32 protein-coding genes are annotated in these 26,269 nt (G+C 63.1%); 16 read left to right on the forward strand and 16 right to left on the reverse strand.

The features are described from left to right. The first annotated feature begins 98 nt into the window (after positions 1-98). Positions 99-458 carry a PadR family transcriptional regulator gene (locus P0648_RS05915; RefSeq protein WP_276248192.1) on the forward strand — a complete coding sequence of 120 codons (360 nt, stop codon included), beginning with the start codon at positions 99-101 and terminating at the stop codon, positions 456-458. On the opposite strand, the gene P0648_RS05920 is transcribed toward P0648_RS05915, so the two are convergent. Together P0648_RS05920 and rnhA are read right to left on the reverse strand one after the other, a co-directional pair. Then, positions 453-1,007 (reverse strand): rnhA operon protein, encoded by a 555-nt coding sequence (locus tag P0648_RS05920; protein WP_276248191.1) that lies wholly within the window; start codon positions 1,005-1,007, stop codon positions 453-455. The two genes, P0648_RS05915 and P0648_RS05920, sit on opposite strands and share 6 nt — an antisense overlap. After that, entirely contained in the window at positions 1,000-1,593 is a 594-nt protein-coding gene (gene rnhA / locus P0648_RS05925) for a ribonuclease HI (protein WP_276248190.1), read from the reverse strand. The genes P0648_RS05920 and rnhA overlap by 8 nt, the downstream gene beginning before the upstream one ends. A gap of 179 nt (positions 1,594-1,772) precedes the next feature. Here rnhA and P0648_RS05930 point away from each other — a divergent pair, with 179 nt between their 5' ends. Continuing rightward, positions 1,773-2,738 (forward strand): transcription initiation factor IIB family protein, encoded by a 966-nt coding sequence (locus tag P0648_RS05930; protein ID WP_276248189.1) that lies wholly within the window; start codon positions 1,773-1,775, stop codon positions 2,736-2,738. Between the two features lie 173 nt (positions 2,739-2,911). Continuing rightward, a complete protein-coding gene (gene nreA, locus P0648_RS05935; protein WP_277505602.1) occupies positions 2,912-4,174 on the forward strand; it encodes a DNA repair protein NreA in 1,263 nt (420 codons plus the stop codon). On the opposite strand, the gene P0648_RS05940 is transcribed toward nreA, so the two are convergent. Genes P0648_RS05940 through P0648_RS05950 form a run of 3 tightly spaced genes read right to left on the reverse strand, consistent with a single transcriptional unit; the run spans position 4,175 to position 5,626 of the window. Continuing rightward, positions 4,175-4,624: a DUF302 domain-containing protein gene (locus tag P0648_RS05940; RefSeq protein WP_276248187.1), complete on the reverse strand. Its 450-nt coding sequence runs from the start codon at positions 4,622-4,624 to the stop codon at positions 4,175-4,177. It abuts the gene before it with no gap. A 38-nt stretch (positions 4,625-4,662) separates the two neighbouring features. Beyond that, positions 4,663-5,340, reverse strand: coding sequence for a CPBP family intramembrane glutamic endopeptidase (locus P0648_RS05945; protein WP_277505604.1), 678 nt, complete (start codon positions 5,338-5,340; stop codon positions 4,663-4,665). Between the two features lies 1 nt (position 5,341). Continuing rightward, positions 5,342-5,626 (reverse strand): DUF5789 family protein, encoded by a 285-nt coding sequence (locus tag P0648_RS05950; RefSeq protein ID WP_276248185.1) that lies wholly within the window; start codon positions 5,624-5,626, stop codon positions 5,342-5,344. 153 nt (positions 5,627-5,779) lie between these two features. Here P0648_RS05950 and P0648_RS05955 point away from each other — a divergent pair, with 153 nt between their 5' ends. Next, positions 5,780-6,637: a hypothetical protein gene (locus tag P0648_RS05955; RefSeq protein WP_277505606.1), complete on the forward strand. Its 858-nt coding sequence runs from the start codon at positions 5,780-5,782 to the stop codon at positions 6,635-6,637. Here the strand turns inward: P0648_RS05955 and P0648_RS05960 are convergent. The 3 genes from P0648_RS05960 to P0648_RS05970 are packed head-to-tail and all read right to left on the reverse strand — an operon-like array spanning position 6,634 to position 9,244. Continuing rightward, entirely contained in the window at positions 6,634-7,074 is a 441-nt protein-coding gene (locus P0648_RS05960; protein WP_277505607.1) for a Mut7-C RNAse domain-containing protein, read from the reverse strand. The two genes, P0648_RS05955 and P0648_RS05960, sit on opposite strands and share 4 nt — an antisense overlap. Continuing rightward, positions 7,074-8,813, reverse strand: a complete 1,740-nt coding sequence (polX, locus tag P0648_RS05965; protein ID WP_277505608.1) for a DNA polymerase/3'-5' exonuclease PolX — start codon at positions 8,811-8,813, stop codon at positions 7,074-7,076. The genes P0648_RS05960 and polX overlap by 1 nt, the downstream gene beginning before the upstream one ends. Beyond that, positions 8,810-9,244 carry a DUF5788 family protein gene (locus P0648_RS05970; protein WP_276248181.1) on the reverse strand — a complete coding sequence of 145 codons (435 nt, stop codon included), beginning with the start codon at positions 9,242-9,244 and terminating at the stop codon, positions 8,810-8,812. Before P0648_RS05970 ends, polX begins: the two co-directional genes overlap by 4 nt. A gap of 104 nt (positions 9,245-9,348) precedes the next feature. Between P0648_RS05970 and P0648_RS05975 the strand changes: the two genes are divergently transcribed. Genes P0648_RS05975 through P0648_RS05985 form a run of 3 tightly spaced genes read left to right on the forward strand, consistent with a single transcriptional unit; the run spans position 9,349 to position 11,850 of the window. Beyond that, entirely contained in the window at positions 9,349-10,275 is a 927-nt protein-coding gene (locus P0648_RS05975) for a rhomboid family intramembrane serine protease (protein WP_277505610.1), read from the forward strand. A 50-nt stretch (positions 10,276-10,325) separates the two neighbouring features. Beyond that, positions 10,326-11,003, forward strand: coding sequence for an endonuclease V (locus tag P0648_RS05980; RefSeq protein ID WP_369685103.1), 678 nt, complete (start codon positions 10,326-10,328; stop codon positions 11,001-11,003). 25 nt (positions 11,004-11,028) lie between these two features. Further along, positions 11,029-11,850 (forward strand): SDR family oxidoreductase, encoded by an 822-nt coding sequence (locus P0648_RS05985; protein ID WP_276248179.1) that lies wholly within the window; start codon positions 11,029-11,031, stop codon positions 11,848-11,850. Here P0648_RS05985 and P0648_RS05990 read toward each other — a convergent pair. Both P0648_RS05990 and P0648_RS05995 read right to left on the reverse strand, forming a co-directional pair. Next, complete coding sequence (locus P0648_RS05990) at positions 11,847-12,899, reverse strand: TRC40/GET3/ArsA family transport-energizing ATPase (protein WP_277505612.1); 1,053 nt, start codon at positions 12,897-12,899, stop codon at positions 11,847-11,849. The two genes, P0648_RS05985 and P0648_RS05990, sit on opposite strands and share 4 nt — an antisense overlap. 160 nt (positions 12,900-13,059) lie before the next feature. Continuing rightward, on the reverse strand, positions 13,060-14,157 hold the full coding sequence (locus P0648_RS05995; protein WP_277505615.1) for a pyridoxal phosphate-dependent aminotransferase: 1,098 nt from the start codon (positions 14,155-14,157) through the stop codon (positions 13,060-13,062). A 75-nt stretch (positions 14,158-14,232) separates the two neighbouring features. Here P0648_RS05995 and P0648_RS06000 point away from each other — a divergent pair, with 75 nt between their 5' ends. Then, entirely contained in the window at positions 14,233-14,748 is a 516-nt protein-coding gene (locus tag P0648_RS06000) for a CinA family protein (RefSeq protein WP_277505617.1), read from the forward strand. Between the two features lie 27 nt (positions 14,749-14,775). Further along, a complete protein-coding gene (locus P0648_RS06005; protein WP_276248175.1) occupies positions 14,776-15,255 on the forward strand; it encodes a metal-dependent hydrolase in 480 nt (159 codons plus the stop codon). On the opposite strand, the gene P0648_RS06010 is transcribed toward P0648_RS06005, so the two are convergent. Beyond that, positions 15,252-15,986: a PHP-associated domain-containing protein gene (locus tag P0648_RS06010; protein ID WP_277505861.1), complete on the reverse strand. Its 735-nt coding sequence runs from the start codon at positions 15,984-15,986 to the stop codon at positions 15,252-15,254. The genes P0648_RS06005 and P0648_RS06010 overlap by 4 nt on opposite strands. A gap of 121 nt (positions 15,987-16,107) precedes the next feature. Here P0648_RS06010 and P0648_RS06015 point away from each other — a divergent pair, with 121 nt between their 5' ends. Then, positions 16,108-16,413 carry a hypothetical protein gene (locus tag P0648_RS06015; protein ID WP_277505620.1) on the forward strand — a complete coding sequence of 102 codons (306 nt, stop codon included), beginning with the start codon at positions 16,108-16,110 and terminating at the stop codon, positions 16,411-16,413. Positions 16,414-16,470: 57 nt separating this feature from the next. Here P0648_RS06015 and P0648_RS06020 read toward each other — a convergent pair whose 3' ends face one another. The 5 genes from P0648_RS06020 to P0648_RS06040 form a co-directional block, all read right to left on the reverse strand. Continuing rightward, a complete protein-coding gene (locus P0648_RS06020; RefSeq protein ID WP_276248173.1) occupies positions 16,471-16,908 on the reverse strand; it encodes a transcription elongation factor Spt5 in 438 nt (145 codons plus the stop codon). A 3-nt stretch (positions 16,909-16,911) separates the two neighbouring features. Beyond that, a complete protein-coding gene (locus P0648_RS06025) occupies positions 16,912-17,085 on the reverse strand; it encodes a protein translocase SEC61 complex subunit gamma (protein WP_276248172.1) in 174 nt (57 codons plus the stop codon). Between the two features lie 46 nt (positions 17,086-17,131). Continuing rightward, on the reverse strand, positions 17,132-17,932 hold the full coding sequence (locus tag P0648_RS06030) for a winged helix-turn-helix domain-containing protein (protein WP_277505627.1): 801 nt from the start codon (positions 17,930-17,932) through the stop codon (positions 17,132-17,134). Positions 17,933-17,998: 66 nt separating this feature from the next. Next, a complete protein-coding gene (ftsZ, locus tag P0648_RS06035) occupies positions 17,999-19,153 on the reverse strand; it encodes a cell division protein FtsZ (protein WP_276248170.1) in 1,155 nt (384 codons plus the stop codon). 97 nt (positions 19,154-19,250) lie between these two features. Further along, positions 19,251-20,576: a D-aminoacyl-tRNA deacylase gene (locus P0648_RS06040; protein ID WP_277505628.1), complete on the reverse strand. Its 1,326-nt coding sequence runs from the start codon at positions 20,574-20,576 to the stop codon at positions 19,251-19,253. An 83-nt stretch (positions 20,577-20,659) separates the two neighbouring features. Here P0648_RS06040 and P0648_RS06045 point away from each other — a divergent pair, with 83 nt between their 5' ends. The 6 genes from P0648_RS06045 to P0648_RS06070 are packed head-to-tail and all read left to right on the forward strand — an operon-like array spanning position 20,660 to position 26,261. Continuing rightward, positions 20,660-21,832, forward strand: a complete 1,173-nt coding sequence (locus P0648_RS06045; protein ID WP_277505629.1) for a sodium:calcium antiporter — start codon at positions 20,660-20,662, stop codon at positions 21,830-21,832. 44 nt (positions 21,833-21,876) lie between these two features. Then, positions 21,877-22,674 (forward strand): shikimate dehydrogenase, encoded by a 798-nt coding sequence (locus tag P0648_RS06050; protein WP_276248167.1) that lies wholly within the window; start codon positions 21,877-21,879, stop codon positions 22,672-22,674. A gap of 25 nt (positions 22,675-22,699) precedes the next feature. Next, on the forward strand, positions 22,700-23,296 hold the full coding sequence (locus P0648_RS06055; RefSeq protein ID WP_277505631.1) for a helix-hairpin-helix domain-containing protein: 597 nt from the start codon (positions 22,700-22,702) through the stop codon (positions 23,294-23,296). A 48-nt stretch (positions 23,297-23,344) separates the two neighbouring features. Continuing rightward, positions 23,345-24,823: an aminodeoxychorismate synthase, component I gene (gene pabB, locus P0648_RS06060; RefSeq protein WP_277505633.1), complete on the forward strand. Its 1,479-nt coding sequence runs from the start codon at positions 23,345-23,347 to the stop codon at positions 24,821-24,823. Beyond that, positions 24,820-25,395, forward strand: coding sequence for an aminodeoxychorismate/anthranilate synthase component II (locus P0648_RS06065; RefSeq protein ID WP_276248164.1), 576 nt, complete (start codon positions 24,820-24,822; stop codon positions 25,393-25,395). The genes pabB and P0648_RS06065 overlap by 4 nt, the downstream gene beginning before the upstream one ends. Continuing rightward, the gene (locus P0648_RS06070) at positions 25,380-26,261 is read left to right on the forward strand and encodes an aminotransferase class IV (RefSeq protein ID WP_277505634.1); all 882 of its coding nucleotides are present in this window, start codon (positions 25,380-25,382) and stop codon (positions 26,259-26,261) included. The genes P0648_RS06065 and P0648_RS06070 overlap by 16 nt, the downstream gene beginning before the upstream one ends. The last annotated feature ends 8 nt before the right edge of the window (positions 26,262-26,269 follow it).

Below are 26,269 nucleotides of genomic sequence, written 5' to 3' on the forward strand. Positions count from 1 at the left end.
GGTTCCCACCAATCTGTCGGCAATAAGCACCGGTAGCCGGCGTGAAACCCGCTGATTGGTTGAGAAGTGTTAAATGGATTGGTGACATATCATCCCCTATGTCAGAGGCACAAGCAGTATCGAATGACCTGGGCATGGTCCGGAACCTGACAGCGTTCCAACAGAACATTCTCGTCATCCTGAGCGAAAAACCGATGTACGGGCTCGCAATCAAGCGGGAACTCGAGTCGTACTACGGCTCAGAGGTGAACCACGGGCGTCTCTACCCCAACTTAGACGACCTCGTGGAGATGGGACTCGTAGAGAAGAGTGAACTCGACAAGCGCACCAACCAGTACGCACTCACCAGCAAGGGTGAGGGCGCGGTCGTCGACAAACTCGAGTGGATTCTCTCGAAGTTCGTGAACGAGGACGACCGGGCGTCAACCGTTCGCGACATCATCAACAAGCAGCTATAACGGCGGCGACTCTCTGCCCGCGAGTTCGAACGCTCGCGCCAGACTCGCTCGCACAATCGTTTTTTGCGCGTCGGTCGGCCACGTGTTGCGCAGATAGTACTCTGAGAGGAATTCTTCTACCTCTGCGGTCGTCGCGGAGTCCAGCCGCCGAACGTAGTGGTTGCCCATGAAATCGGCGAACTTCCGGACGTTCGCCGCGTGGTCGTCACCGAACTCGGTGCTGATCTGTTCGACGAGAGCCTGATTGTGCGCTTCGACGGCTTCCCACTCGCTCTCCGCGCCGGTGCCGTCGATGACGCGCTCTATCGCCCGCGACGTATCCCGGATGCGGTCGAACTGCACCTCGTCGTCTTCGACCCACTCGGTCGGGTACAGCACCAGCGTGTGGCGCGTTCCTTCCTCGCGGACGCGAGCGACGAAATCGTATCCGGCGACGAGCTGGTCTCGCCGTGCTCGGTGAGCCGCCGCCTCGTTTTCGTCGACGACTGAAAGCGCCAGTCTCGTCAGTCGCTCTGCCTCAGCTATCACGTCGTCAGGTACTTCAGGCATCGTCGAGGGCCTCGTTCGCAAGCTTGTCAGCGTGTTCGTTTATCTCTCGCGGAACGTGGTCGAGCGACCACTCGCCGAAGTTTCCGAGCAGTTCGTGGACGCGTACTCGTCGTTCGCGCATCCCGGGGTCGTTTGCGTTCCACTCGCCGCGAACCTGCTTGACGACGAGTTGGGAGTCACCGCGAACGTGTATCTCGTCGAATCCGTAATCGGCGGCGACTTCGAGTACCGTGATGAGCGCCTCGTACTCGGCTCGGTTGTTGGTCGTCTCACCGATTCGTTCGCTCCCCTCCGCGACGATACCGTCGCCGGTCACGATGACCCAGCCGACGGAAGCCGGACCGGGATTCCCGCGGCTCGCGCCGTCGAAGTAGAGGTGCGCGCGGCCGCCACCACCTTCGAGGAGGCCAGCCAGTCGAGCGGTGTTCGTTCCCTGAATCACGACCTTGTCCGCGTAGGCGACGGCCGTCGCGCCCTCGTAGGAGGCCCGCCACTGCTCGTGGTCTGTGTTGCCTGCTTGCACTTCGATACCCGCCGCTTGCAGGCGGTCTCGCGCCTCTGCTACATCGCACTCGATGACTGGCATTGGAGGTGAAGTCACTGATAGTCTAATATACGATTTCCGGTTTATCTTTCCGGCAACACAGTCTCACATCGGCGCTGTACTGCGGTTTTTCGCTGGTGTGATCTGTACCTGTCCTCGGACGAGCCACAAGATTCACACCAAGGGTTTAAGTAGCTCGGTGTTACTACTATAAAAATGCGATGACACGGTCCACCCGAACACGGGAGCGTACGCTCGAGGAGGAATCAACCGGGGAGGAGCGAGAGGGGGTTCGCACTTGTCCTGAATGTGAATCTGAGAATCTTGTCAAGAGTACAGACCGGGGGGAGATTGTCTGTGACGACTGTGGCTTAGTCGTCGAAGAGGAAAACATCGACCCAGGTCCGGAGTGGCGGGCGTTCAACCACCAGGAACGCCAGCAAAAGTCGCGTGTAGGTGCACCGACGACGCAGACGATGCACGACAAGGGGCTTACGACGACCATCGACTGGAAAGACAAGGACGCCTACGGCCGCTCTATTTCGTCGAAAAAGCGCAGTCAGATGCACCGACTCCGCAAGTGGCAAGAGCGCATTCGCACGAAGGACGCGGGCGAACGGAACCTGCAGTTCGCGCTCTCCGAAATCGACCGCATGGCCTCCGCGCTCGGTGTGCCACGGTCAGTCCGCGAAGTTGCGAGTGTTATCTACCGCCGCGCATTGAAAGAAGACCTCATTCGCGGACGTTCGATTGAGGGGGTCGCCACGTCCGCACTCTACGCCGCCTGCCGCAAGGAAGGCATCCCGCGTAGCTTAGAGGAGATTTCCGAGGTCTCGCGTGTCGAACGCAAGGAGATTGGCCGCACCTATCGCTACATCTCACAGGAACTCGGTCTCGAAATGCGTCCAGTGGACCCGAAGAAGTACGTCCCCCGGTTCTGCTCTGAACTCAACCTCTCTGAAGAAGTTCAGTCGAAGGCAAACGAGATTATCGAGACGACCGCCGAAAAAGGCCTGCTGTCCGGCAAATCGCCGACCGGTTACGCCGCCGCTGCTATCTACGCCGCTTCGCTGCTCTGCAACGAGAAGAAGACCCAGCGAGAAGTCGCAGACGTCGCGCAGGTCACCGAGGTCACCATCCGGAACCGCTACCAAGAACAGATCGAAGCGATGGGCATCCACAACTAGGCCCGTCCACCCTGCCTTTTATCACCGAAGCCGCGACCACGGAGTGACATCACCTGCACGCCAGCCACGGGACGCACTGCGGTCGTGCGACACGCCGTCTCGTGGGCGGATTCGGTGTCGCCTGCTCGCCACGAACGAACATTGAAGGCCGTCCCAGCCGTCGGTTTACTCGAATGCGGCTCGACGAATTCATCGAGGGACTCGAACGCGACCCCGACGCCGAGCGACGGCGGCTCGCGGCCGAGAAATCCTACGAAATCCTCGACTACATCGACAATGCCCAGCGGTCGTTCAACGAGGTGTTACAGGGCGATTCGCTGTTCGGGAGCACTGCCCCGTCTATCTTCGTCGGCCGGTCTAATTACCCCCGCGTTTCGACGGGCCTGCTCTCTCCGATGGATCCCGAGTCGAACGCCGCAGACTTCGCGACCAGCGGCGAGTGGTACCGCCAGGGGCTGAGCATCGACGACGTGTTCCAGCGTCGAACCGGTCTCCTCAACTCGACGCGCTCTGCGGCCGTCGACGTCAACGACGTGTGGGACGGCTTCGTCGGCGTCCAGCGAGAGGTGGCAATCGCGGGCCGCCCGGTCGATGTGGAAATCGGTCTCGACAACGCTTCCTCGCTCGACTTACAGCCGACCATCGACGAGATTTCGACCCCGACAGGCCCGCGAGCTCGCGCTCGGTCGGCCGACCTCGCCGAGAATCCCTACATTCCGCGGCCGGTCCAGAAGACGCTCGAAGACGACGACTGGCAGGCACAAGGGGCGATGAACTATCTCTACCGTCGCGGATTCGACGTCTACGACATCAACAAGATTCTCTCGGCGGGGGCACTCGGGCAGGCTCAGACACGGAAGCTGGTTCCGACGCGCTGGTCGATTACCGCCGTCGACGACACGGTCGGCCAGTATCTGCGAGGGCGCATCCGCAACGCGCCGAGCATCGACTCGGTGCAGGTGTGGACGAACGAGTACATGGGCAATCAGTTCTGGGTCGTCCTCGCGCCGGGCAGCTGGGAGTTCGAACTCGTCGAGATGAAAGCACCGGGAAGCATCTGGAACCCCGACCCCGGTGGCGCACTCTGGATGGGGGCCGATTCTGAGGGCTACGAGGGCCGCACGGCCTACGTCGACGAAACGTCCGGGGCGTACTACGCCGCCCGGCTCGGCGTCCTCGAACATCTGGAGTCCATCGGGCGGCAGGCGAAGTGTCTCGTCCTTCGGCACGTCTCCGACGACTACTGGGGGCCGGTGGGCGTCTGGCAGGTCAGAGAGAGCGTGCGAAACGCCTTCGACGGCGACCACGGTGAGGCTGAGTCGTTCCACGATGCGGTTCGACAGGTCGCACCGCTCTTGCCGGTCTCGCTCAACGACCTCCGCAGAAAATCGTCGATGGTGTCGGGGATTCAGGCGAACCTCACCGACTTCTCCTGATCACTCGCTGTCGAGGTTCGCGAACGCCTCGTCGACGAGTTCGCCCGTCTCTGCGACCAGTTCCTCCCACTCCTCGTTATCTGGAGCCATGCCGAGCAGGCGCGCTGCTCGCATGATGCTCACGTGGTAGACCTGTTGGACGCCGGGTTCTTCCTCCCAGATGACGACGTTGCAGGGGAACAGCGCCCCAATCTTGTTGTCGCTCGCGTCGAGCGCCCAGTCCGCCATCTTCGGGTTGCACGCGCCGAGGACGTAGTACGGGTCGCGGCCTGCATCCACCTTCTCGTTCAGCAGTTCGGATGGCGAAAATTCGGTGGCGACGCCGAATCCAGCGCTCGTGAACGCCTCACGAACGTGCTCGATTGCTTCGTCGTGGTCCATCCGGAGCGTCGCCGTCTCCTCGCCGATGGCCTTAGGGTCGAGTTCTGACGGGTCGAACGTTGGGCTCATAGCCGGGGGGACGGACGGCAGAGCAAAAAGGCTTCTCGCTAGAGTGGAATCGGAAGCCAGCGCAACCACGAGAGCACCTGCTCGGGCGGGATGAGCGGGTCGTGCAGGACGAGCCAATCGAGCAGCGCGAGCCCCATCCCGTGGGCGACGATAGAGGGGAGAATGGAGTTGCTCTTGTAGTCTACGGCACCGAACAGCACGTCCGTCGGCCCGGAGAGGAGAATCTCGATTGGCGGCTTGCCGAGGTGGTGGAAGGTGTATACGATTGGGCTGATGAACACGCTCTTAAAGCCAATCTCGCGAACGCTGACGCACAGGAGGCCACGGTAGTAGGTCTCTGCGGCGACTACCACGACGAATTGCTTTACAGTGTGTGGGAGAAACTCGCCGAGTGCAGCCCCCGTCTCCCACATCGGGTAGTAGGTTCTGACCGAGGGGAGTGAGGAACCGACGATGTAGAAGGGTAACACGAACAGCGCGAGCAGGACGGTGTTCTTGAGCGCGAGGCGGTCGACGCGCCAGCCGAGGTGCTTGCCGTAGAACAGTGCAAGCGTGGCTGGGCCGACGATGTACACGACCGACTCGCGGACTACCCGCTGGTTGAGGCCGGTGGTCTCCCACTCCATCCAGACGATGGTGAGGATGGCTCCCCAGAGAAGTGCGAGTTGCACCCAGGACAGCGATGAGAGTCGCCGTCGCAGCGCCTCGGTTGCCACCTTATTCGGTCGGGACCGGGCCGGTGCCGATTGCTGTGCGGACGTCGTCTACGAACTCCTGCCGGGTGGAGAAGTACGGCGTGTCGATCTTCGCGAGGACGTCGGCGAGCGACTGTGGCCCGTCCGGCGTCCGGATGACCGTGTCGCCCTCGCGGCGTTCGATTTCACTGTGCTCGATGCCCCACGTCAGTCGGGACGCGACGCGAGCGAGCGGGATGCCTTCGACGGCTTCACCCTCGCCGAGTTCGACTGCCGGCCCAGTCTCTTCTTCCACTTCGTCTGCCATGGGACGACGTTTGCTTGCCCCGTGATTAGACCTTTCGACTCGCGGCGTTTTCGCACGCTCTAGCACCGCGTACACGCGCAAGTCGCGCATAGTGACAATAAATAGAGCAATGTCTGACGTACTGTTTTGTGGAGGGGAAGTGTAGCCCTCGTCATGACCAGCCTTACGGAGGTGTACGAGAGGAACGTGGGCACTGAAGCGAGCCTCCAACGGCTGTATCTCGGCCTCGGGCTGTTCGGCGTCGGCGCGGTCCTCGTTGTCCTCGGCATCATCGTCGCCACGACGCAGGTCGTCGGCGATATCCTCTGGCAATCGCGGGAGGTCGCGGGCGTCCTCGCGGGCATTGGCCTGCCTGCCGTCTTCGTGGGCATCTTCAGCGTCCTGCCGGCGGGACGGCGCACTCGGGTACTCGCCACCCTTGGCGCGAGCGTCTCGTTGCTCGGTGTCGCACTCTTCTGGTATGCGTTCCCGAAGATGTGGTTCCAGGACCCGGTCGACCTCACGCTCCCCGTCGTCGCGGTCTACTTCCTCGGTACGATGACCACACTCTGGTGTCTGTTCGCCGGCGTGACGAACTTCAAAGTTCGCAACAAGCCGGGCGGAACGGTCAAACTCGAAGTAACCAAGGAGGGCAAGACGCGCATTGTCGCCGTCGATGGCCCTGCGCTGTCCGGTGGCCTCGGTGGCATTGGCCTGCTCGGTGCACAGCCGGACGGCGAAGTCGAGACGCAGACGGCCGTACAGAAGTCCCGACAAACCTCCCGGCACGCTCGCCAGATGAGCGACGGCGGCGCGGACGCCCGTCAGCGACGGGACGTGTCGTTCGACGACGGCGCAGAACTACTGGACCAGCCACGCCAGCAGCGACCCGCCGACCCGTACTGTGGCAACTGCGCGCATTTCCAGTACGTCCAGACCACGCAGGGACGCAAGCCCTATTGTGGGGCGCACGACGAACTGATGAGCGACATGGAACCGTGTGCTCAGTGGCAGTCGAATCTCGACGATTAGAGCGATTCGAGCGTCTGTTCGACGCGGTCCCAGTGGCTCCCTTTCCAGAAGAACTGCCCGCAGTCACGACACCGCCACAATGCGGTCACCTCGTCCGGGACGTATTCGGGGCGTGAATCGGATGTACTCGGTTCGAGCGAGCCGTTACACCGCCCGCAGTACGCCGGTTCTGCGAGCTCAAGTGTGAGGCCGGTGGCCTCGAGTTCGCGCAACTGCTCGTGTACGTCGCGTTCTTGAATGAGGATACTCGCGTGGCTTTGCGCTGCGAGTAAAACGTCTCGCGTGAGCAGTCTCCGGTCTTCCTCGCGGGCAAGCGCGAGTAGTTCGTCGTCCGCTTCGATGTTACGGTCGAGCGCGTAGACGGTGTCGTAGCCGCACATGCGCAGATAGCTCGCGAGTCGGCCAAGCATCACGTCGAGCAGCAGCCGCGGTGCCATCACTCGATGAACTCGCGCACGTCGTCGGTCGGCCAGGTGTTGACCACGTCGTCTGCCTCAGCCCACCCGCGACGGGCCGTGTGGACGCCGTAGCGAATGAGCGAGTAGCTCGCCGGGCTGTGGGCGTCGGTGTTGATGGAGATTGTCGCGCCGTGTTTCAACGCCTGCTGGACCATGCTCCCAGAGAGGTCGAGGCGGTGGGGATTCGCGTTGATTTCGAGGGCAGTCTCGTGTTTTGCGGCGGCTTTCGCAACCGCCTCAATGTCAAATTCGAGACCCGATCGCTGGTTGAGCAACCGACCGGTTGGGTGGCCGAGGATGTTCACGTCCGGATTCGAGACGGCCGTGACGAGGCGGTCTGTGGCATCCCCGTCGAGGCCGCTGTGCGGCGAGGCGACGACGATGTCCAGTGCCTCTGCAACCTCGTCGCCGATGGAGATGCCGCCGTCTGCGTCGATGTTTGCTTCGACGCCCGCGAACACCTCGATATCGGCGTCTGCAGCCACCGAGCGAATCTCCTCGAGTTGTTCGAGCAACTCCTCGTCGTCGAGACCGACCCCACCGACCATGCCGGGACCGGTCGCGTGGTCGGAGATACAGAGGTACTCGTGGCCGAATTCTGCGGCCCCTTCGACCATCTCGGCGATGGTGTTGTTTCCGTCCGACCACTCGGTGTGGAGGTGCAGGTCTCCTCTGATGTCGCGCTCTTCTACGAGCGTCGGCAGGGTGCCATCGAGGGCGGCCTCGATCTCGCCGCGGTCCTCCCGGAGTTCGGGTGGCATCCACGGGACGCCGACAGCGTCGTACATGCTCTCTTCTGTTTCCCCAGCAATGCGCTCGCCGACGCGCTGGCCCGCATCCGGGTCGTCTACGCCGCTCACGTCGAACACGCCGTACTCGTTCATTTTGAGGTCCTGGTCGATGGCGACGTTGCGGAGGTGAACGTTGTGGGCCTTACTCCCAGTGAAGTACTGGAGCGCCGCGCCGAAGTCGGCGACGTCGACCACGCGAAGGTCGATTCTGAGACCCGACGAGCGCACCGAGGCCTTCTTGGTCCCGGATTCGATGACGACGTCTACGTCGGGCCACCCGGTGAACGCCTCGATGAGGGCTTCGGGGTCGTCGCTGCCCGCGAGGATGTCGATGTCGCCGATGGTGGCTTTCCAGCGTCTGAGGGAGCCTGCGACCTCCCACTTTTCGGCCTCGGCGACGTCCTCGAAGTACGCGAGAATCGATTCGGCGAGCGGGCGGGCGTCCCCGAGCAGTTCGCGCTGCTGGGACTCGCGGGCGAAGGGGATGTTTTCGAGGATGTTCTCCTCCGTCTTCGCGCCGAATCCCGAGACCTCCTGAATCTTTCCGGCTTTCGCGGCCTCCTCCAGTTCGTCGAGCGTGGTGATGCCGAGTGCTTCGTAGAGTTTGCCGACGGTTTTCGGCCCGACGCCTTCGACGGCGGTGAGTTCCGCCATATCGACCGGCAGCTCTGCTCTGAGTGCTTCGAGCTCCGCGATTTCCCCCGTCTCGAAGTACTCGATGATCTTCGAGGAGATGGCGTCGCCGACGCCCGAAATCTCTTCGACGGTGTCCTGTCCGTCTGCTGTGAGCGCTTCGATGTCGCGGTGGTGCTCTCGGATGTTCTCTGCGGCGTTCCGGTACGAACGGGGTTTGTACGCCACGTCCTTCGCGTCGAGGAGGTCTGCGAACTCCTCGAACAGCGTCGCCACCTCGTCGTTTCGGCTCATCGACCCCGCCCCTGACTCTTCTCCTTGCCGAGGGCCTGTTTCAGGAAGTTCATCCACCGTTTCTGGTCTGCGGCCTGCTGGACCGACATCTTCTGCTCTAAGTTTGCCGGCCCGAGCTGTTCGAGCGCGTTCAACGCCCGGTCGATGCCGATAATCGTGTTTACCAGCTCGTCTGCCTCCTCGACCGTGATGTCACCGTCTTCGAGACGGGCCAGCCGCTCGTTTCGCTCGCGTCGGAGGTTCTTTTTCGCCTCGTCGACCTCGGCCTGTTTGCCGTCGGGAATCGTATCGAGGCGCTTGATTTCGAAGACGAACGACCGCAGGTCGAGCGGCTCGCCCTGTACCGTGATGCGGTCGGGGATGTCCGCACCCACCGTCGCGCCCTCGCGTTCTACGCGTTCAAGGCGCTGTTTTCGCTCGAACTCTTTCACAGGTTGTCTACAGGGTCGACGGGCAAAAATCTACAGCCCCGCGCCTGTGTGTGCCGACGGAATCACCCCAACCCCTTTTTATGCTCGGGTGCTTATCGCCACCAATGGCGACGTGTGACCAGTGTGGCAGACACGAGAATCTACCCTACAACTGCCGACACTGTGGTGGGACCTACTGCTCGGAGCACCGGCTGCCCGAGAACCACGCCTGTCCGGGCTTAGATAATTGGAACGACCCGAAGGGCATCTTCGCGAGTGACTTCGACGACAGCGCCCGGTACGAGGGCGGGCGCTCAGAGTCCGTGTTCGACCGCGTGGGCGTGAACACCGGAACCGGCGGTCCACTCGGCTATTTCCGGGGCAACATGACCTACGTCTTCCTCGGGCTGATGTGGATCTGGTTCATCATCGAAATCGCCCTCTTCCCGCTGCTCGTCGCACCCCAGAACTCCCCGCTGTGGCGGGCCGTCTTCGTTCTCACGCCGCAAAATCCGGAGTTCGTCTGGACGTGGATTACCTCCATCTTCTCCCACGGCGGCTTCACGCACATCGCAATCAACAGCATCGTGCTGTACTTCTTTGGCCCCATCGTCGAACGCCGCGTTGGTTCGACGAAGTTCGTCGCGCTGTTCCTGGGCGCGGGGATGGTCGCCGGGCTGGCACAGATTGGGGCGACGATTATTGCCTCGCCGGGCGCACTCGGCGGCGGCGTCGTTGGCGCGAGTGGCGCTATCGCTGCGCTCATGGGCGTTCTGACGGTGCTGAACCCGAATCTGCGCATCTATCTGTACTTCATCATCCCGATGCCGCTGTGGATTGCCACGGCGCTGTTCGCGGGCTACTCGGCGCTCGTCTCCGCCTCGTTCGGTATCGGCGCGGGCGGCGTCGCCCAGCTCGCCCACCTTTCGGGCCTCGGCATCGGTCTCCTCTACGGCTACATCCTGAAACAGCGCGGTGAAAGCGCGCCAGAGCAACTCCAGTTCGGCGGCGGTGGTGGACGCGGACCTGGCCGGGGGCGCGGCCCATTCTGAGCGTGAAGCACCCCGAATTCGTCCCCGACCCGTCGCTCTCGCGCGGGGAGATGGAGCAACTCCAGCGCGACATCGCGGCAACCGCAATTTTCGAAGACGACACTGAAATCGACCCGACGACGGCCATCATTGCAGGCGTAGACCAGGCGTTCCTCGACGACGAGACGGCAGTGAGCGCCATCGTCCTGATGCGAAACGGTGCGGTCATCGAGAAGGTGTACGCCATCTCACCGGTCGAAATCCCGTACATTCCGGGCCTCCTGTCGTTCCGCGAAGGGCGGTCCATCCTCGACGCCTTCGAGAAACTGGAACTGACGCCCGACCTCATCATGTTCGACGGCAGCGGGCGCATCCACTTTCGGGAGGCGGGCATCGCCACACACATCGGCGTGACCCTTGACGTGCCGTCGATTGGCGTGGCGAAGAGTCTGCTCTGCGGGCATCCGACCGGGTCGCTCGATGGCCTCCCCGAGGGCGCTCGCGTCCCCATCGAGGCTGACGACTCGGTGACCGCGCCTGCGGGCGAACTCATCGGTTACGCCGTCCAGACCCGCCAGTACCCGAACTCGATGAAGATAAATCCGCTATACGTGAGCGCTGGCCACCGCGTGAGCGCGGAGACGGCCGCAGACCTCGTGGCGGCGACGGCGACCGAGTACAAGTTGCCGGAACCGACGCGACTCGCCGACAACTATGCGGCAGAAGTGAAGCGAACCACGGACAGTTAACTATCCCCGGCCAGTGAGTGAGGGCATGACGAAGACGGTCCTCATCACTGGGTGTTCTTCCGGCATCGGCCGTGCCACCGCACAGGAGTTTCTCGATACGGAGTGGGAAGTGTACGCCACGGCCCGCGACACAGAAGACATCGAGGGGCTCGAAACCGCCGGTGCTCACACTGCTCGCCTTGACGTCACCCGCAGTGCGCACGTCGAACGCGTCGTCGAACGCATCGTCGAAGAACAGGGACGCATCGACTGTCTGGTCAACAACGCCGGCTACGGGAAACTCGGCCCGGTAGAGGACGTGACACCACAGGAGGCTCAACAACAGTTTGACGTGAACGTCTTTGGCCCCCACCGCCTCATCCGCTCCGTCCTGCCGCACATGCGCGAGGAGGGCGACGGAACCATCATCAACGTCTCCTCGGTACTCGGGCGCATCTCCATGCCCGGAACCGGCATCTACAGCGGGTCGAAGTTCGCTCTCGAAGCCATGTCCGACGCGCTTCGCGTCGAGGTAGACGAGTTCGGAATCGATGTCGTCCTCGTCGAACCCGGTCCGGTCAAGACGAAATTCAACGACCGCGTCGAAGACGAACTCGACGAACTCGAACGAACGGCAGCCTACGAAGGGTTCTACGAACTGTTCGACGACACCGTGCTCATCGGCAGTGACACCTTCGGCGCAGTCACACCAGAGCGCGTCGCAGAGGACATCGTCGAGGCGGCGTTCTCGCCGAATCCACACACTCGCTACCAGGTCGGCAAACCCGCCGAGTTGGGCGAATACGCCCGGTTTATCCCTGCGAACTGGATTGACTTCCTGTACCGCCAGGCGCGTCGTTTCCTCTAGTCGAGGCAGGCGGCGACGACTCGTAACATCCGTTCTCCGCGAACTTCATCAGCAAAGAGTGGCACACGCTTCACGTCGTGACCCATGAACAGGTCCTGTGCCTTCGTGAGCGCGTTCTGCTGGACCTTCCAGCGTCGCTGGCAGAACTCACAGGAGTCGAGATTCGGCGAGATGAACCAGTCGGTCTCGATGCCGGTCACGTCCGTCAGGTCTTCCATCACCTGATTGACCACGACCGTTCCGACGGGAATCTGGTACTCTCGAAGCCGGGCGAGCAGCCGCTGGGATTCGACGACGCTCATCTCTTCTGGCACCATCACGATGCGGAAATCGGTCTTCTGCGGGTCGCGCAGTGTTGCCCGGAGGCGTTCGATGCGGGCGGCGAACGCCTCTAAATCGCCGATTCCGGCCTCCGGGTCCTGTCCCTCACCGAACATTCCTTTCAGCCCGTCCATCATCCCGCTGAATCGCTGGCGGAGTTTGATGAAGCGGCCCACCATCGAGTCCAGAACCTCCGGCAGTTCGAGCAGTCGCAGGGTGTGGCCCGTCGGCGCGGTGTCGATGACGACGCGGTCGAATCGCTCGTCGTCCATGTACTGGAGCAGGAGGCGCATCGCCGCCGCCTCGTCCGCGCCGGGCATCGTCCCGCCCATCAGTGGGTTCGCGTCGTCACCGTCTTCGCCGCCGAGCAGTTCGCCGAGGCCGCCCATGCCGCCCATTCCCTCGGCTCCGCCTTCGCCGAAGATGCCGTCTTCCATCGCGGCGTCTGGGTCGATTTCCGCGCCGTAGAGCGGGACGTCGTCGCGGATACGAGCCGGCTCCGCGGCGATTTGCGTCTCGAAGGTGTCGGAGAGCGAGTGGGCTGGGTCCGTCGAAACGACGAGGGTCGACGTTCCATCGCGGGCGCTCGCGAGCGCCGTCGCCGCCGCCATCGTCGTCTTCCCGACGCCGCCCTTGCCGCCGTACAGCACGTATTCGGGGGCGTCGATGCCAACGGGAACGTCTGCATCGTCGATCGACTCCACCGGCTCGACCGTCAGGTCACTCATACGCGCCCGTTACCGGCGGGGACTTGTGTACTTCTCGGTCGCTCCAAGGTTTCAAATACGATGCCGGTACCAGTCCGCCACGGACGCTCCTGCGCCCCCCGTCGGGCGCAGCGTAGTCGCAACCACCGACTACGAGTCCGAGTATCCCAAGCGGGAGTCACTAGAAGAAGTTTGCCAGTCGGGTGGCCGCTTCAGTCGCTTGCGGCGTCACGAGCGCGAAACGCAGCCAGTCGCTTCGCTCCTCGCCGAACGCTTCGCCAGGCATTCCCGCGACGCCGGCTTCGTCGATGAGTCGGAACACGTTATCCAGCGTGCCCGGGAAGCCGTCGAATCGCGCCATGACGTAGAAGCCGCCCGCGGGACGCGTGTAGGTAGCCCCGGCCTCGTCGAGCGCAGCGGTGAACGTCTCGATGCGCTCTCCAAGCAGTTCTCGCGTCTCTTCGTGGTAGGACTCGGGGGTTTCTTTGAGCGCCCGCAGAACGGCGTACTGGGAGGGATGCGGGCTGGTGACGTTCACGAGCATGTGTCGCGTCCGCGCAGCGGCGACCAGTTCGTCCGGGAAAATCGAATAGCCGACGCGAAAGCCAGTGATGGCAAACGACTTCGAGAAAGACTTCGTGATGATGCAGTTGTCAGATTCGAACGCGAGCGCGCTTGTGAACGTCCCCGAATGGTCGAACTCGTCGTAGACTTCGTCGCTCACGAGGAAGGCGTCGTGTTCCTCTGCAATCGCGACCAGTTCGGCCATGATGTCGTGGTCGTACACGGCCCCAGTGGGATTGTTCGGCGTGTTAACCATGATGAGCGCTGTCTCCTCGCTCGCGATGGCCCGAACCGCATCCGGCTCGAGCGTGCCGTCTTCGGCGACGGGAACGTATCGTGGCGTGCCCCCGAGCATCTGCGTCTTGCCCGGATAGTAGGGATAGACGGGGTCGGTGAGAATCACTTCGTTGCCCGTGGCTTGCTCCAGCGCGCCAGCCATGGCCAGATAGTTCGCCTCGCCGCCGCCGTTGGCGATGACCACGCGCTCTGCAGCGACGCTTTGGCGCTTCGCAATCTCTTCACGGAGCGCTACCATCCCGTCGCTCGGCGGGTACTGGAAGGCCTCGCCACCGAGGTCAGCGTACTCGTGGAGGCCGTCGCTGATGGCGGGTGGAGCGCCCCAATCGGGATTCCCACTCACCATGTCGATAACGTCTCTGTCCGCGTTTCCGGCGTACTGCATGACCCGGAAGAACAGCGGCTCTTCGTAGTCCATGTCTCACCTCATCGGAGGGGATGGTTGTTTCTTTCGCCCTGTAGTTTCTTGCGCGAAGCGACCCGTGGTTCTAGCATGACCGCCGACGCAATCGAGGCTCGCCTGGGTGACACACTCCGAGAGATTGGCGGAACCATCGCCGTTGCGGAGTCCTGTACCGGCGGGCTCGTCGGGTCACTTCTAACGGACGTGCCGGGCTCCAGTGACTATTTCGACCGGAGCGTCGTCTCCTACTCCTACGACGCGAAGCGCGCACTGCTCGCCGTCAACCGCGAGACGCTCGACGAACACGGGGCGGTGAGCGAATCGGTCGCCCGCGAGATGGCACAGGGCATTCGCGACACGGCTGACACGACGTGGGGCGTCGCGACGACAGGTATCGCGGGGCCAGACGGCGGCACGCCGGAGAAACCCGTGGGGACGGTGTTCATCGGCGTTGCCTACGCCGGCGAGTGGGGCACGCAAACTTCCCAGACGACGGTCGTCCGCCACCAGTTCGACGGGACGCGCATGGAGATAAAACGACAAATCGCAATCCAGGCGCTCGAAGACGTGCTTGCCGCTGTGACAGAAAAACGGAAAGCCTTGTAGGCAGTCGCTCCGTCCACTCCGCTGTCGATGAACAAACGTGGTCACGTACTGAACGCCCTGTTGCTGAGCATCGGGCTCGGATACATCCTTCATCCGAGCGGTGACGTGGAAACGCTCAGAACCATCGCCGAGGTGAGTGTCCCCGTGGTCCTCGGTGCGCTCTTTCCCGACGTGGACACGGCCTTCGGCCGCCACCGGAAAACGCTGCACAACCTGCTCGTCCTCGGCATCTTCGCGGCGTGGCCGACGTACTTTGGCAATCTCCACTACGTCTGGATTGGAATTCTCACCCACTACGTTCTGGACGTTCTCGGGTCGCGGCGTGGCATCGCGCTGTTCTACCCGTTCGAGAAGGAGTACAACCTCCCCGTCGGGGTGCCCGTGAGCAGTCGCTACGCCGACGCGGTGATGCTCGCGGTGACCGCTGTCGAACTCGTCGCGGCGGCGGTCATCGTCTATCGAGAACCGCTCGCGCAACTCGGCCTCCAGTCGCTTGGGATTGCCTAGTAGACGCTGACGTCGTCGAACCGGCCGTCGTAGGCGATGTTGTCCGGGTGGGTCGGTTCGGTGCCGGAGAGAAAGAGGCGGTCTATCTTCCCGTAGCTGTTCTCGTAGCCGAGGTGGGCGAACTCCGCCAGACAGCGAAGCCGATGGCCGAGCCCCGTCCGATGAACCACGCGTCGAGCGACCTGTTCTTTGAGGGCGGTGACGAGGGCGTCTGCGGATTCGAACGAGGTGTCGAACGCAGTCCACGCCTCCCCGATGGTCCCGCGGAGGTGTGCGTACGAGGAGGTGAATCCGGGCAGCGACAGGTCTCTGACCAGTTCGGCGGCACGCCGGTTCTGGTGGGGCCAGTGTTTGGGATTGTAGGCTTCGATGCCGTGAATGCGGTCTGTAAACCGTTCTATGTCCGGCTGTTCCATGCTGACCGTGAGAAATTCGGGGTGTGGGACGAGGACGGCGGCCCCCTGCCGTGCGAGTTCCGTCATCGCGCCTTCGAGCGTGATGAAGTCAGGAACCGGATCGGTGAGGCCGAGGGCGAGGATGTGTTTGCGCGTCTTCCAGTCGCCAGTGAAGATTTCGCGGGCGGGAACGACGAGCAGGTCCTCGTCTGAGTACCGCGTCGCGCGTGCTTCGATGGTAGAGAGACGGGTAAAGTGGGGTGCATAGACGAGTGCGTCGATACCGCGGGCTTTGGCCCGCGCTACGACCTTCTCGTCGAGAATCTTCACGTGCATATCGACACGGAACTCGTCGCGACTCACGTCCGCTGGTTCGGTGGTAGGGGATTAATCGATTCTGATTTACTCGACAGTGGAGGAAACTGTATATATCACTATATCCATGAATTCTGTACGGATGTCACCTTGGGAGTGCGCCATCGATGGCTGCGGCGAGCAGTTTGAGCGCGTAGAAAGTGCGGTTGTCCATCAGGCTACCGACCACGACCACCACGCCTGTCAGGTTTGTGGAACGACGTTGCCAGATGGCTACTTCGCCATCAAACACGCGTTCGAAGAACACACGCGGGCTGAATACGTCCGAGCCTACGATGCGAACGCGGCTAACGTTCGCCGCCGCGAGAGCGTCCTCGACGATATCGAATCGGCCGTCGATTTAGACGAAGTGCTCGCGCGTATCGAACAGGCCGGCAACCCTGCCTGACGTTAATCTCTTCCTGTTGCTTCTCGATTGCTGGAACGGCTGAAAACGAGCGGCGGACTAGCGCTCTTCTGAGTCGAGGACGCGAATCTGGTCGCCGCGCACGGTCACGGGAATCGGAACGGTTGCCTCGTAGAGTTCGACCGTCACCTGGTCTTTGCCTTCGTCGATGCGCTGGACCTGTGCCTTCTCGCCCTTGAACGGCCCGGCGATGAGTTCGACGATGTCGCCCTCCGCAATCCCTTCGACGTCCGGTTTCGGCGAGAGGAAGTGTTCTACTTCGCCGATAGAACTCTCCCCGGGGACGATAGTTCTGGCGTGTGGGATGTCTTCTAAGACGCGCTTGATGACGGCGTCGTTGTCGGCTTCGACCATCACATAGCTCGTGAGGGAGTCGGGAGCGAGCGCAGCGTGAATCTCGTCTTCTTCACGGTTGATAATCATGTCTGCGACCGTCCGTTCCTGGCTCGCGGTCGTCTTTACGGCGTAAATCGGCATCGCTTATGCACCGCCTGGGACGAAACTCATGATTACGAAGATAATGAACCCGAGCAGACCGACCAACACGATGCCCGCACCGGCGATCTTCGCAATCTGAGAGAACTCCTCTCGCGATGGCGTACTCGCAAGCTTGAGCACTCGTGTGTACGACGAGAGCTTAAACGGAACTTCCATGCCGAGGTGTTACCTCTCCGCCTTTTTCTATTTATTGCTTACAGCCTCACCCGCCGATGGTGAACAATTCGGGGGTGACCGCGCTCGCAGTCTGGCGATATGCGTCGATTATCTCGGTTGCCCACATCCGTACTTGCTCGTCGTCGGTGACGATGAGCGCCCGCGGCATTCGCTGGTCGTCGGTAATACCGAGCAGGGTTAGTTCGTCCGCCAACATGACCACGTACGGCACGTCGCCCTCGTACCTGTGAACGGTCGCGTTCCCCGTCTCAACCATCTCGGCCATCTGCGTGGCGAGCACCGGGTCTGCACGGATAGTCTCGATGACTGCCGTCGTGAGCACGCCATCGAACCGCTGGGTTCCGTTGACGACGGCCTGCCAGTCCGCTTCGAGATTCTCCGCGGCCACCGAGTGGGTGAGTACTTCGACGTAGTCTGCCTGTCGGAGGTAGGCGGCGGCTCGTCTGACCGGTGCGAGCGGGTCGCTCTGCGTGGGCCGTACGATGGTCGCATCGTTGAAACACGTAAGCTGGAAATCGAAGTCGTCGGCCGGCAGCCACTGGATGATGTCGTGAAGATTGTCGGCTGTCTCCATCGTCGCGATGAGTCGGTTGAACTGGGTCGCGACCAGTCGGCCGATGGCCGTCGCGCGGAACTCGCCGTCTTCCTGGCGTATCCACCCACGAGCGGTGAAGTCGCCGAGAATTCGTCCGAGGGTGACCCGCGAGGCACCCGTCGCCTCGCGCAGTTCGTCGCGGGTACACGGTCGCGTCGCGAGTGTATCCAAGATTACCACCCGGTTGTTCGAACGAGCCAGAAACTCGATGTCGGCCAGCGGGTGGTCCATGTAGATACTGGGTACCCCTGCTATATGAGGTTCGCTAGACTGTACAGAAACGGGGGACGTTCGCGATTATTCGACGAAATCGATGTCGTCGCGAACCTGCTGTGAGGCTTTTTCGCGTTCTGCTTCGCTCTTGCCGTAAATCTGCGGTGATTCGACGCCGGTGACGACGATCATCGTCTCCATCTTGCCCTCGTATTCGTCGTTGACCGTCGCGCCCCAGATGATGCGGGCGTCCGGGTCGATGCGGTCGTAGATTTCTTCGACGACGCCCTCTGCCTCTTCGATGCTCATGTCGGGACCACCAACGACGTTGACGAGCGCAGAGTTCGCGCCCTTGAATTCGACGTCGAGCAGTGGCGAGCGCAGTGCAGAGCGCACGGAGTCTTTCGCCTTGCTTTCGGTGTCGCTCTCGCCGAGCCCAATCATGGCGACGCCGCCGTTCTCCATGATGGTGCGAACGTCGGCGAAGTCCACGTTGACCAGCCCTGGTCGGGTGATGAGCTCGGTCATGCCTTTGACCGAGCGCATGAGCACGCGGTCACAGATTTTGAAGGCGTCCTGCAGTGGCATGTTCGGCGCGTAGTCGAGCAGTCGGTCGTTCGGGATGACGATGACGGTGTCTGCGACCGAGCGCAGGCGCTCTAAGCCGGCGTCCGCGTTCGCACGGCGACGTTCACCCTCTGCGGTGAACGGAATCGTCACGATGGCGATGGTGAGCGCGCCCGCGTCCTGAGCGGCCTGCGCGACGACGGGCGCAGACCCGGTCCCGGTGCCGCCGCCGAGACCAGCGGTGATGAACACCATGTCGGACCCGGTGACGGCTTCGTTGATGTCCTCGATGTCCTCCTGGGCGGCTTCTTCGCCGATTTTCGGAACGGAGCCAGCACCGCGGCCGCCGGTGCGCTGCCGACCGATGAGAATCTTGGTGTCCGCTTTCGTGTTGTTGACGAGGTGTTGGGCATCCGTGTTCGCGGCGACGAGTGTCGCACCGAGAATGCCCTCCTCGGCCATGCGCGTCACCGTGTTACTCCCCGCGCCACCGCAGCCAACGACCGTAATCTCCGTCTTCAGGTCGTCGACGACCGAGAGCAGCTCCTCGTCGGTCATCGTCCCGGACGTCTTCATACCCTGCCCGTTCGCTCCATTCTGTGCCCCCTGAGGTGCCTCCTCGCCTCGGTCTTGCTCGGCTTCCTCGATAGCGTCCTCAATAATTGAGTCCATGTAATACGGAGTGGTTCAAGACGAGAGGTAATTATTTTTCCCCTCTTGTCTGACTGACGTCAGACGTAATTTACCCTCGAAAAAATGACTGACAAAATCAGAGGACGAACCGATGTTCGCGTCGCGTCTGGACTTCGGCGGGTGGTATCTCACGACCACGAATTGTGACAGGTTGCCCACTTGCCAGCTTCCCAAATGCGGGCCCTTCGGGAATCCCGAGCGTTTCTGCCTTCGACGGGTCGAACGTCGATATTTGGGCGACGACCGCGTCCTCCTGAATCGTCACCTCGTCGTATTTCTGTCGGAGAACAGCCACCAATGCTTCGACGAACTCGCGGCGGTTCGCGGGGTCGGAAACGGCTGCCTGCGCGCCGACGCGCGTGCCCGCTTCCTCAGTCGTGAACGCGAGCAGTGTCGATTCTGCGGCCGTCCGAACGGCCTCGCGGTCGATACCTTCCGCTTCCTGGACGAGGTCCGCGGGCAGCGAGACAGTAGTGAAGTCGTCGGTCCACGCCTCGCGCGCGGTGCCGAATCGGAGGCCGTCGTCCACTGAACAGAGCGCGGTTTCGAGAGCGCTGACCGCGTCGAGCGCCACGGCGTCCGTCTCGCGCACCCATCTTTCGCTGACGACGCGGAAACCGAGGGACTCGATAACCGCGACGAGGTCCGGTTTCTCGCCGTCCACGACGGCGTGCGCGGCGTTGCTTTGCTCGAAGGCGCGCGCAATCGTCTCGCGGTTTTGTTCGGGGGTTCCCATGTCGGCGAGACACCAGTCTGCGGCGATGTGCCCGACTGCCCAGTCCGTTTCCGTGACGATGCGCGTCGGCCGCGGGACGTAGTGGCCGCCGCCGAACGCGACGAGTTGGCGCTCGCGGTCGGTCGGGACGCCGTCGAGGCTGAGAATCGCTTCGGCCACGGCGCGTGCGGCCTCTGCGTCCTCCCATTGTTCGTCGCCGCTGCCGAGTTCGACGAACATCGACGGGACGCCTACTTCGGAGGGGCCGTGGTGGGTACACTCCATGCCTACGTCGTAGCCGTCTGGTGCGTGCTCTGCGAGGGCCGCGACGACCGCCTTGTGCGCGTTCGGGCAGGCGCGGGCCAGCCCCCCCTCGACGCCGCCGTACTCCGCAGGTCCGAAGTTCCCGGTGAAGTGGGCGGTCAAAAGCGGGCCGGTGTCGCCCGCGTGCCGGGAGGTGAACACGAGGTAGTCGGGGTCGTCGAAGGCCGCCGCTGCGTCTTCGAGTTCGATGTGCAGGTCGTCGAACTCCCGAAGTTCGAACCCATCGGTATGGTAGACGGTTCCGCCGCCAGCCCCGTCGGGTCGGCGCTCGTCGGTCGATTCGGTCCAGTCTGCGAGCGCGTGCAACTGCTCGCCGATGTGGACGGAGGCGTGGTCGGCGCGGCTGACGACGATTCCAATCACACACGTTGGTCCTGCGGGCGAGAAATAAAAGCCGTCGGAGTTGGAGAGAACGGCTTAATAAACCGAGCGAGAAACGGTGAACAATGGCGCTGCATCCTGCAATAGTCTCTCTCCCAATTTCGTCGCGGGCACTCGAAAACGGGATTCTCTTGCTCGGATCGTTTCTGTTGCTCTTGCTCGGTGCGGAAGTGTTCACGAACGGCGTCGAGTGGCTCGGCCATCGACTCGGCGTCTCCGAGAGCGCGACTGGGAGCATCCTCGCGGCCGTTGGAACCGCGCTCCCTGAGACGATGATACCGCTCATCGCAATCGTCCACGGCCTCGCGACCGGCGACACGTCTGGCGCGGACGAAGTCGGCGTCGGCGCGATTCTCGGCGCACCGTTCATGCTCGCGACCATCGCGATGTTCCTCATCGGCGTGAGCGTGCTCTACTTCTCCCGGCGACGGTCGTACGGCCCGGAGTTTCACTTCAACGAAGTTTCGACCCGCCGGGACCTGAGTTTCTTTCTCGTCGGCTATACGCTCGCGTTCACCGCCGCGCTCGTCCGCTGGCGGCCGATTCAACTGGCTATCGCTGCCTCGTTGCTCGTCCTTTACGGCGTCTACGTCTATCGCTCGCTCAAGAGCGGCGAACTCATCGAGGGTGGCGACCTGGACGACCTCCACCTTGGCTTGTTCATCGAGCGCGGGTGGGGTCCCATCCCCGGTATCGGCGACGCCGCGAAAAACTACAGCGACGACCCCTCGAAGAAACTCGTTCTCGTCCAGACCTTCCTCGCGCTGGTGTTCATCGTCGCGGGGGCGCAGTTGTTCGTCACAGAAGTCGAGTTCTTCTCAGAGGAGGTCCTCACCATTCCGGCGGCCGTGGTCGCTCTCCTGCTCGCACCGCTCGCGACCGAACTCCCGGAGAAGTTCAACAGCATCATCTGGATTTCACAGGACAAGGACACGCTCGCCATCGGGAACATCACCGGCGCGATGGCGTTTCAGGGGACGCTCCCGGTCACGCTCGGCATCGTGTTCACCTCGTGGAATCTCTCGCTCGAGTGGGGGTCTGCTGGCTTCTTGAACGCCTTCTCTGCAGTCCTCGCCATCGTCTCGGGCGTCCTCCTGTACCTGCGCGCGAGAACCGTAAACGAGGGCAACATGAAGCCACTGCCGTTCCTCATTGGCGGCGCGTTCTACCTGCTGTTCATCGTCGTGCTCGTCTACCACGTTCTGTTTCTGGGACTTAGCGTGACCGGCGGAAACTGACGCGAGGCGACCGTTTTATTCCGGCCTACCGCGTGGCCACTGCCATGCAGGTGTTTGGACTTCTCGGGAACCCCGTCGGGCACTCGCTGTCCCCGCCAATGCACGAAGCAGGCTACGCGGCGCTGGGAATGGACGCGCGCTACGTCACCTTCGAACCAGCGCCGAGCGACCTCGAAACCGCGATTCGGGGCGCGGACGCTCTCGGCATTGCAGGGCTCAACGTGACGATTCCGTTCAAACAGGACGTTCTGGAACTCGTCGAACCTGACGACCTCGCCGCGCGCATCGGCGCGGTCAACACCATCGACTTCTCGGGCGAGACGCCGACGGGCCACAACACGGACGCCGTCGGCGCGGTTCGGGCACTGCGCGACCACGACGTAAACCTGTCGGGCGAAGCGGTCGTGGTTGGCGCGGGCGGCGCGGGCCGGGCCGTCGCGTTCGGCCTCGCGGACGAGGGGGTGACCGTCCGCATCGCAAACCGAACCGAACAGACCGCCCACGACCTCGCGGCGGTGGTCCCGAACGCGACTGGCCACGCGCTCTCTGAACTTCCCGCGCTACTCGAATCGGCGTCCGTGCTCGTGAACGCGACGAGCGTCGGCATGGAGAGCGACGAGACGCCCGTCCCGCGCGACGCGCTCCACGCAGACCTCGCGGTTCTGGATGCTGTCTATCGACCGCTCGAAACTCGCTTGCTCCGGGACGCCGCGGCGGTCGGGGCGACGACGGTCGACGGCGCGTGGATGTTGCTCTATCAAGGCGTCGAAGCCTTCGAACGGTGGACCGGTCGTGACGCGCCTGTCGCCGAGATGAATACCGCGTTACGTGAACGTCTTTAAGTGCGAAGCCTTTCTATCGAATGACATGGGTCTGTTTGACTGGCTGAAATCGTTGCTCGGTATGAACGAGTCGCGCCCCGAACGGCGCGGCAACGACGGTGTTGGGGTTCCTATCTCGGACAGCGAGGAGGAGTCTCAAGCGTCGTCCGTTTCGAGTGACACCGACGCTGCGGCATCTACGGAATCGCTGACTGACGAGGCGGACGAGACGCCCGGCGCTGCAGAACCGGCCGAGGCGGTCGGACCCGCCGACACGACGACGCAGGACGCCACCGCGTCCGTAGAGGAAGTGGAGCCTGACGCGGAACCGGACGAGGAAGCCGACGCAGCGGCGACCGACACCGAGGCGACAGCCTCCACGGAAACGATGACCGACGAGGCCGACGAGGAAGTCGGCGCGGCAGAACCAGCGGAGGCCGTCGGTCCCGTGGGTGGAGATACGGAGGAACCCCTCACCGTCATCAAGGGCATCGGCCCGGCCTACGCAGACCGTCTCGAAGAGGTCGGTATCGGCTCGATTGCGGACCTCGCGGCCGCGGATGCGAAGGAAATCGGCGAGGCAATCGACGTGTCACCAAAGCGCGTCGGCCGCTGGATCGAGCGCGCCAAACACCGCGTATAGACGCACCAAACCACAAGAGGGTTAGTCGCACACCGACTTTCTGACTGCATGACTGGGCCAACCGTCGTGACCGACAGGGCCTCGTTCCGGGGACCGGCACGCGACGCCCCTCCCGGCGGGCGCGTGCCGGTCGAGGTGCAGGTCACGGTTTCAGACCCGTTTCTCGCCTACCGCCGCGCGCGCGACGGCCCCTGCGGCGTCTTTCTCGAAACGACGGGTGGCCAATCGGGATTCGGCCTGTTCGCGGTCGACCCGGTGGACCACCTCGAAACGTACGTTTCTGGCTACTCGGCGGCTGGCTCTGAATCACTCACCGCGCTCGCCGAGCGCCTCGACCGCGAGACACTCGTCCGCGGCGACTGCGACGTCCCCTATCCCTGCGGGGCAATCGGCTGGCTCTCCTACGATCTCGCCCGCGAACTCGAACGCCTCCCCGAGACGACCACGGACGACCGGGGGCTGCCCCAATTACAGGTCGGCGTTTACGACTGTGTGGCCTCGTGGGAGGAACCACACGAGGGCGACGTGACCCTCCGCATTACCGCCTGCCCCGAGGTCGGTGACGACATCGACGCCGCCTACGAGGCGGGCAAAGCGCGGGCGATTGACCTGGCTACTGCCGCGCTCTCGGGTGACCCGGCCGTGCCGTCTCCGACTTCGACGGCCGGGCCGGTCACCTTCGAATCCGACTGCGACCGCGAGACGTTCGCAGCGCGCGTCCGTCGCGTAAAGCAGTACATTCGCGATGGCGACACGTTCCAGACGAACATCTCACAGCGTCTCTCCGCGCCCGCAACCGTTCACCCCGTCGAGGCCTACGCGGCGCTCAGACGGGTGAATCCCGCACCCTACTCAGGGCTCATGGAGTTCCCCGGCGTGGACCTCGTGAGTGCCAGTCCCGAACTGTTGCTCTCGGTCGATGGCCGACGTGCGACGACGGAACCGATTGCCGGGACGCGACCCCGTGGAGAGACGGAGGAGGAAGACGCCCGCCTCGAAGCCGACCTGCTCGGCGACGAAAAGGAGCGCGCAGAACACGCGATGCTCGTCGACTTGGAGCGAAACGACCTCGGGAAAGTGTGCGAGTACGGGACCGTCGAGGTCAGCGAGTACCGACGTGTAGACCGCTACTCTGCCGTGATGCACCTCGTCTCGCTCGTCCGCGGCACGCTTCGCGAGGACGTGACGGTCGCGGACGCGGTGGCCGCTGTCTTCCCCGGCGGGACGATAACCGGCGCACCAAAACCCCGGACAATGGAGATTATCGACGAGGTCGAAACCACCCGCCGTGGACCCTACACCGGGTCGATGGGTGTGTTCGGGTTCGACGGCCGGGCGACGCTCAACATCATCATCCGCACGCTCGTCCGACACGCAGACCGCTACTACCTGCGCGTCGGCGCGGGCATCGTCCACGACTCGGTCCCCGACGCCGAGTACGACGAGACGCTCGACAAGGGGCGGGCGCTCATCGCCGCCTTAGACGAGGCGCTCGGCGCACAGGGTGACATGGAGGTCGAAGAGTGATACTCGTCATCGACAACTACGATTCGTTCGCCTACAACCTCGTTCAGTTCGTGGGCGAGTTCCACCCCGACATCCTCGTCCGGCGCAACGACGCCCTCTCTGTCGCCGACGTTCGTGAACTCGACCCGGACGGCATCGTCGTCTCGCCCGGCCCAGGCACGCCCGAGGAAGCGGGCATCTCGATGGCTATCTTCGCGGACCTCGACTATCCGACGCTCGGCGTCTGTCTCGGCCATCAGGCACTCTGTGCGGCCAACGGCGCACCAGTGGGCCACGCCCCGGCGGTCATTCACGGCAAGTCCTCCCAGATGGTCCACGACGGCGAAGGTATCTACCGCGGCCTGCCGAACCCGCTCAAAGTGGGGCGATACCACTCGCTCGCCGTCCGCCGAGAGGACCTCCCCGAAACGCTCATCGAGACGGCGTACACAGAGGACGAACACGGCGTCGTGATGGGGGTTCGCCACCGCGAGAAACCCCACGAAGGCGTCCAGTTTCATCCTGAGAGCATCCTGACCGACGCGGGCAAACAACTCATCGAGAACTTCGTCAACCAATGTATTTCCACGTAAACGGCGACCTCGTTCCGGAAGCGGAGGCAACCGTCTCGGTGCGCGACCGGGGATTCATGTACGGCGACGCCGCCTTCGAGACGCTCAGAGCCTACGGCGGGAGCGTCTTCGAGTGGTCGGCCCACGCCGCCCGCCTGCGGCGCACCTGCGAGACGCTCTCGCTCGACCACGGGCTCACGGACGACGACCTGCTCACCCGCATTCAGGAGACGCTCGACGCGAACGACCTCGAAGACGCCTACGTCAAACTCTCCATCTCGCGGGGCGTCCAACCGGGAAAACTGACGCCCGCGCCCGAAGTTGACCCGACGGTGGTCGTCATCGTGAAGGAACTCCCCCGCGGCGGGACGGCGGGAACCCCGGTCTGGGACCGCCCGGCGGTCGTCCAGACGGTGAAGACCCGGCGGATTCCAAACGAGGCGGTTCCGGCGGACGCGAAGACGCACAACTACCTGAACGGAATTCTCGCCCGCCTCGAACTCAGCAAGGCGGCCTCTGACACTTACCAGGCCGACGAGGCGCTCATCCGCGACGCCGACGGAAACATCGCCGAGGGCGCGACGAGCAACGTCTTCTTCGTCGTCGACAACGCCCTCCGCACGCCGACGACGACCGGTCCGGTACTCCCCGGCGTGACCCGCGACATTGTACTCAAACTCGCCCGCGAGGAGGGAATCCCCGTCGAAGAGGGAACCTACACCCCCGACCAGCTTCGCCGCGCGGACGAGGCGTTCCTCACGAACACGACGTGGGAACTGCGCCCCGTCGAATCGGTGGACGGCATTCAGGTCGGCGGCGGTCCAGTCACCGACCTCCTCTCGCTCGTGTTCAAGGAGTACGTCGAAGAGCGCCACTACCAGGATTGAGGCAAGCC

The sequence above is a fragment of the Haladaptatus sp. DYSN1 genome (assembly GCF_029489995.1).
Taxonomy (GTDB): Archaea; Halobacteriota; Halobacteria; order Halobacteriales; family Halococcaceae; genus QDMS2.

What these genes read in the sequence shown, in the direction of transcription:
- P0648_RS06020 (WP_276248173.1), bottom strand. Translation starts at nt 16,908, where the DNA reads ATGCCGATTTACGCCGTAAAGACGACCGCGAGCCAGGAACGGACGGTC.
- polX (WP_277505608.1), bottom strand. Translation starts at nt 8,813, where the DNA reads ATGAGCCGAAACGACGAGGTGGCGACGCTGTTCGAGGAGTTCGCAGAC.
- P0648_RS05995 (WP_277505615.1), bottom strand. Translation starts at nt 14,157, where the DNA reads ATGGACTACGAAGAGCCGCTGTTCTTCCGGGTCATGCAGTACGCCGGA.
- ftsZ (WP_276248170.1), bottom strand. Translation starts at nt 19,153, where the DNA reads ATGGACTCAATTATTGAGGACGCTATCGAGGAAGCCGAGCAAGACCGA.
- P0648_RS05980 (WP_369685103.1), top strand. Translation starts at nt 10,326, where the DNA reads ATGGAGCAACTCCAGCGCGACATCGCGGCAACCGCAATTTTCGAAGAC.
- nreA (WP_277505602.1), top strand. Translation starts at nt 2,912, where the DNA reads ATGCGGCTCGACGAATTCATCGAGGGACTCGAACGCGACCCCGACGCC.
- P0648_RS05930 (WP_276248189.1), top strand. Translation starts at nt 1,773, where the DNA reads ATGACACGGTCCACCCGAACACGGGAGCGTACGCTCGAGGAGGAATCA.
- pabB (WP_277505633.1), top strand. Translation starts at nt 23,345, where the DNA reads ATGACTGGGCCAACCGTCGTGACCGACAGGGCCTCGTTCCGGGGACCG.
- P0648_RS06070 (WP_277505634.1), top strand. Translation starts at nt 25,380, where the DNA reads ATGTATTTCCACGTAAACGGCGACCTCGTTCCGGAAGCGGAGGCAACC.
- P0648_RS05985 (WP_276248179.1), top strand. Translation starts at nt 11,029, where the DNA reads ATGACGAAGACGGTCCTCATCACTGGGTGTTCTTCCGGCATCGGCCGT.
- rnhA (WP_276248190.1), bottom strand. Translation starts at nt 1,593, where the DNA reads ATGCCAGTCATCGAGTGCGATGTAGCAGAGGCGCGAGACCGCCTGCAA.
- P0648_RS05915 (WP_276248192.1), top strand. Translation starts at nt 99, where the DNA reads ATGTCAGAGGCACAAGCAGTATCGAATGACCTGGGCATGGTCCGGAAC.
- P0648_RS05955 (WP_277505606.1), top strand. Translation starts at nt 5,780, where the DNA reads ATGACCAGCCTTACGGAGGTGTACGAGAGGAACGTGGGCACTGAAGCG.
- P0648_RS06025 (WP_276248172.1), bottom strand. Translation starts at nt 17,085, where the DNA reads ATGGAAGTTCCGTTTAAGCTCTCGTCGTACACACGAGTGCTCAAGCTT.
- P0648_RS06005 (WP_276248175.1), top strand. Translation starts at nt 14,776, where the DNA reads ATGAACAAACGTGGTCACGTACTGAACGCCCTGTTGCTGAGCATCGGG.
- P0648_RS06055 (WP_277505631.1), top strand. Translation starts at nt 22,700, where the DNA reads ATGGGTCTGTTTGACTGGCTGAAATCGTTGCTCGGTATGAACGAGTCG.
- P0648_RS05920 (WP_276248191.1), bottom strand. Translation starts at nt 1,007, where the DNA reads ATGCCTGAAGTACCTGACGACGTGATAGCTGAGGCAGAGCGACTGACG.
- P0648_RS06015 (WP_277505620.1), top strand. Translation starts at nt 16,108, where the DNA reads ATGTCACCTTGGGAGTGCGCCATCGATGGCTGCGGCGAGCAGTTTGAG.
- P0648_RS05960 (WP_277505607.1), bottom strand. Translation starts at nt 7,074, where the DNA reads ATGGCACCGCGGCTGCTGCTCGACGTGATGCTTGGCCGACTCGCGAGC.
- P0648_RS06010 (WP_277505861.1), bottom strand. Translation starts at nt 15,986, where the DNA reads ATGCACGTGAAGATTCTCGACGAGAAGGTCGTAGCGCGGGCCAAAGCC.
- P0648_RS06000 (WP_277505617.1), top strand. Translation starts at nt 14,233, where the DNA reads ATGACCGCCGACGCAATCGAGGCTCGCCTGGGTGACACACTCCGAGAG.
- P0648_RS05975 (WP_277505610.1), top strand. Translation starts at nt 9,349, where the DNA reads ATGGCGACGTGTGACCAGTGTGGCAGACACGAGAATCTACCCTACAAC.
- P0648_RS06050 (WP_276248167.1), top strand. Translation starts at nt 21,877, where the DNA reads ATGCAGGTGTTTGGACTTCTCGGGAACCCCGTCGGGCACTCGCTGTCC.
- P0648_RS06045 (WP_277505629.1), top strand. Translation starts at nt 20,660, where the DNA reads ATGGCGCTGCATCCTGCAATAGTCTCTCTCCCAATTTCGTCGCGGGCA.
- P0648_RS05950 (WP_276248185.1), bottom strand. Translation starts at nt 5,626, where the DNA reads ATGGCAGACGAAGTGGAAGAAGAGACTGGGCCGGCAGTCGAACTCGGC.
- P0648_RS06030 (WP_277505627.1), bottom strand. Translation starts at nt 17,932, where the DNA reads ATGGACCACCCGCTGGCCGACATCGAGTTTCTGGCTCGTTCGAACAAC.
- P0648_RS05990 (WP_277505612.1), bottom strand. Translation starts at nt 12,899, where the DNA reads ATGAGTGACCTGACGGTCGAGCCGGTGGAGTCGATCGACGATGCAGAC.
- P0648_RS05940 (WP_276248187.1), bottom strand. Translation starts at nt 4,624, where the DNA reads ATGAGCCCAACGTTCGACCCGTCAGAACTCGACCCTAAGGCCATCGGC.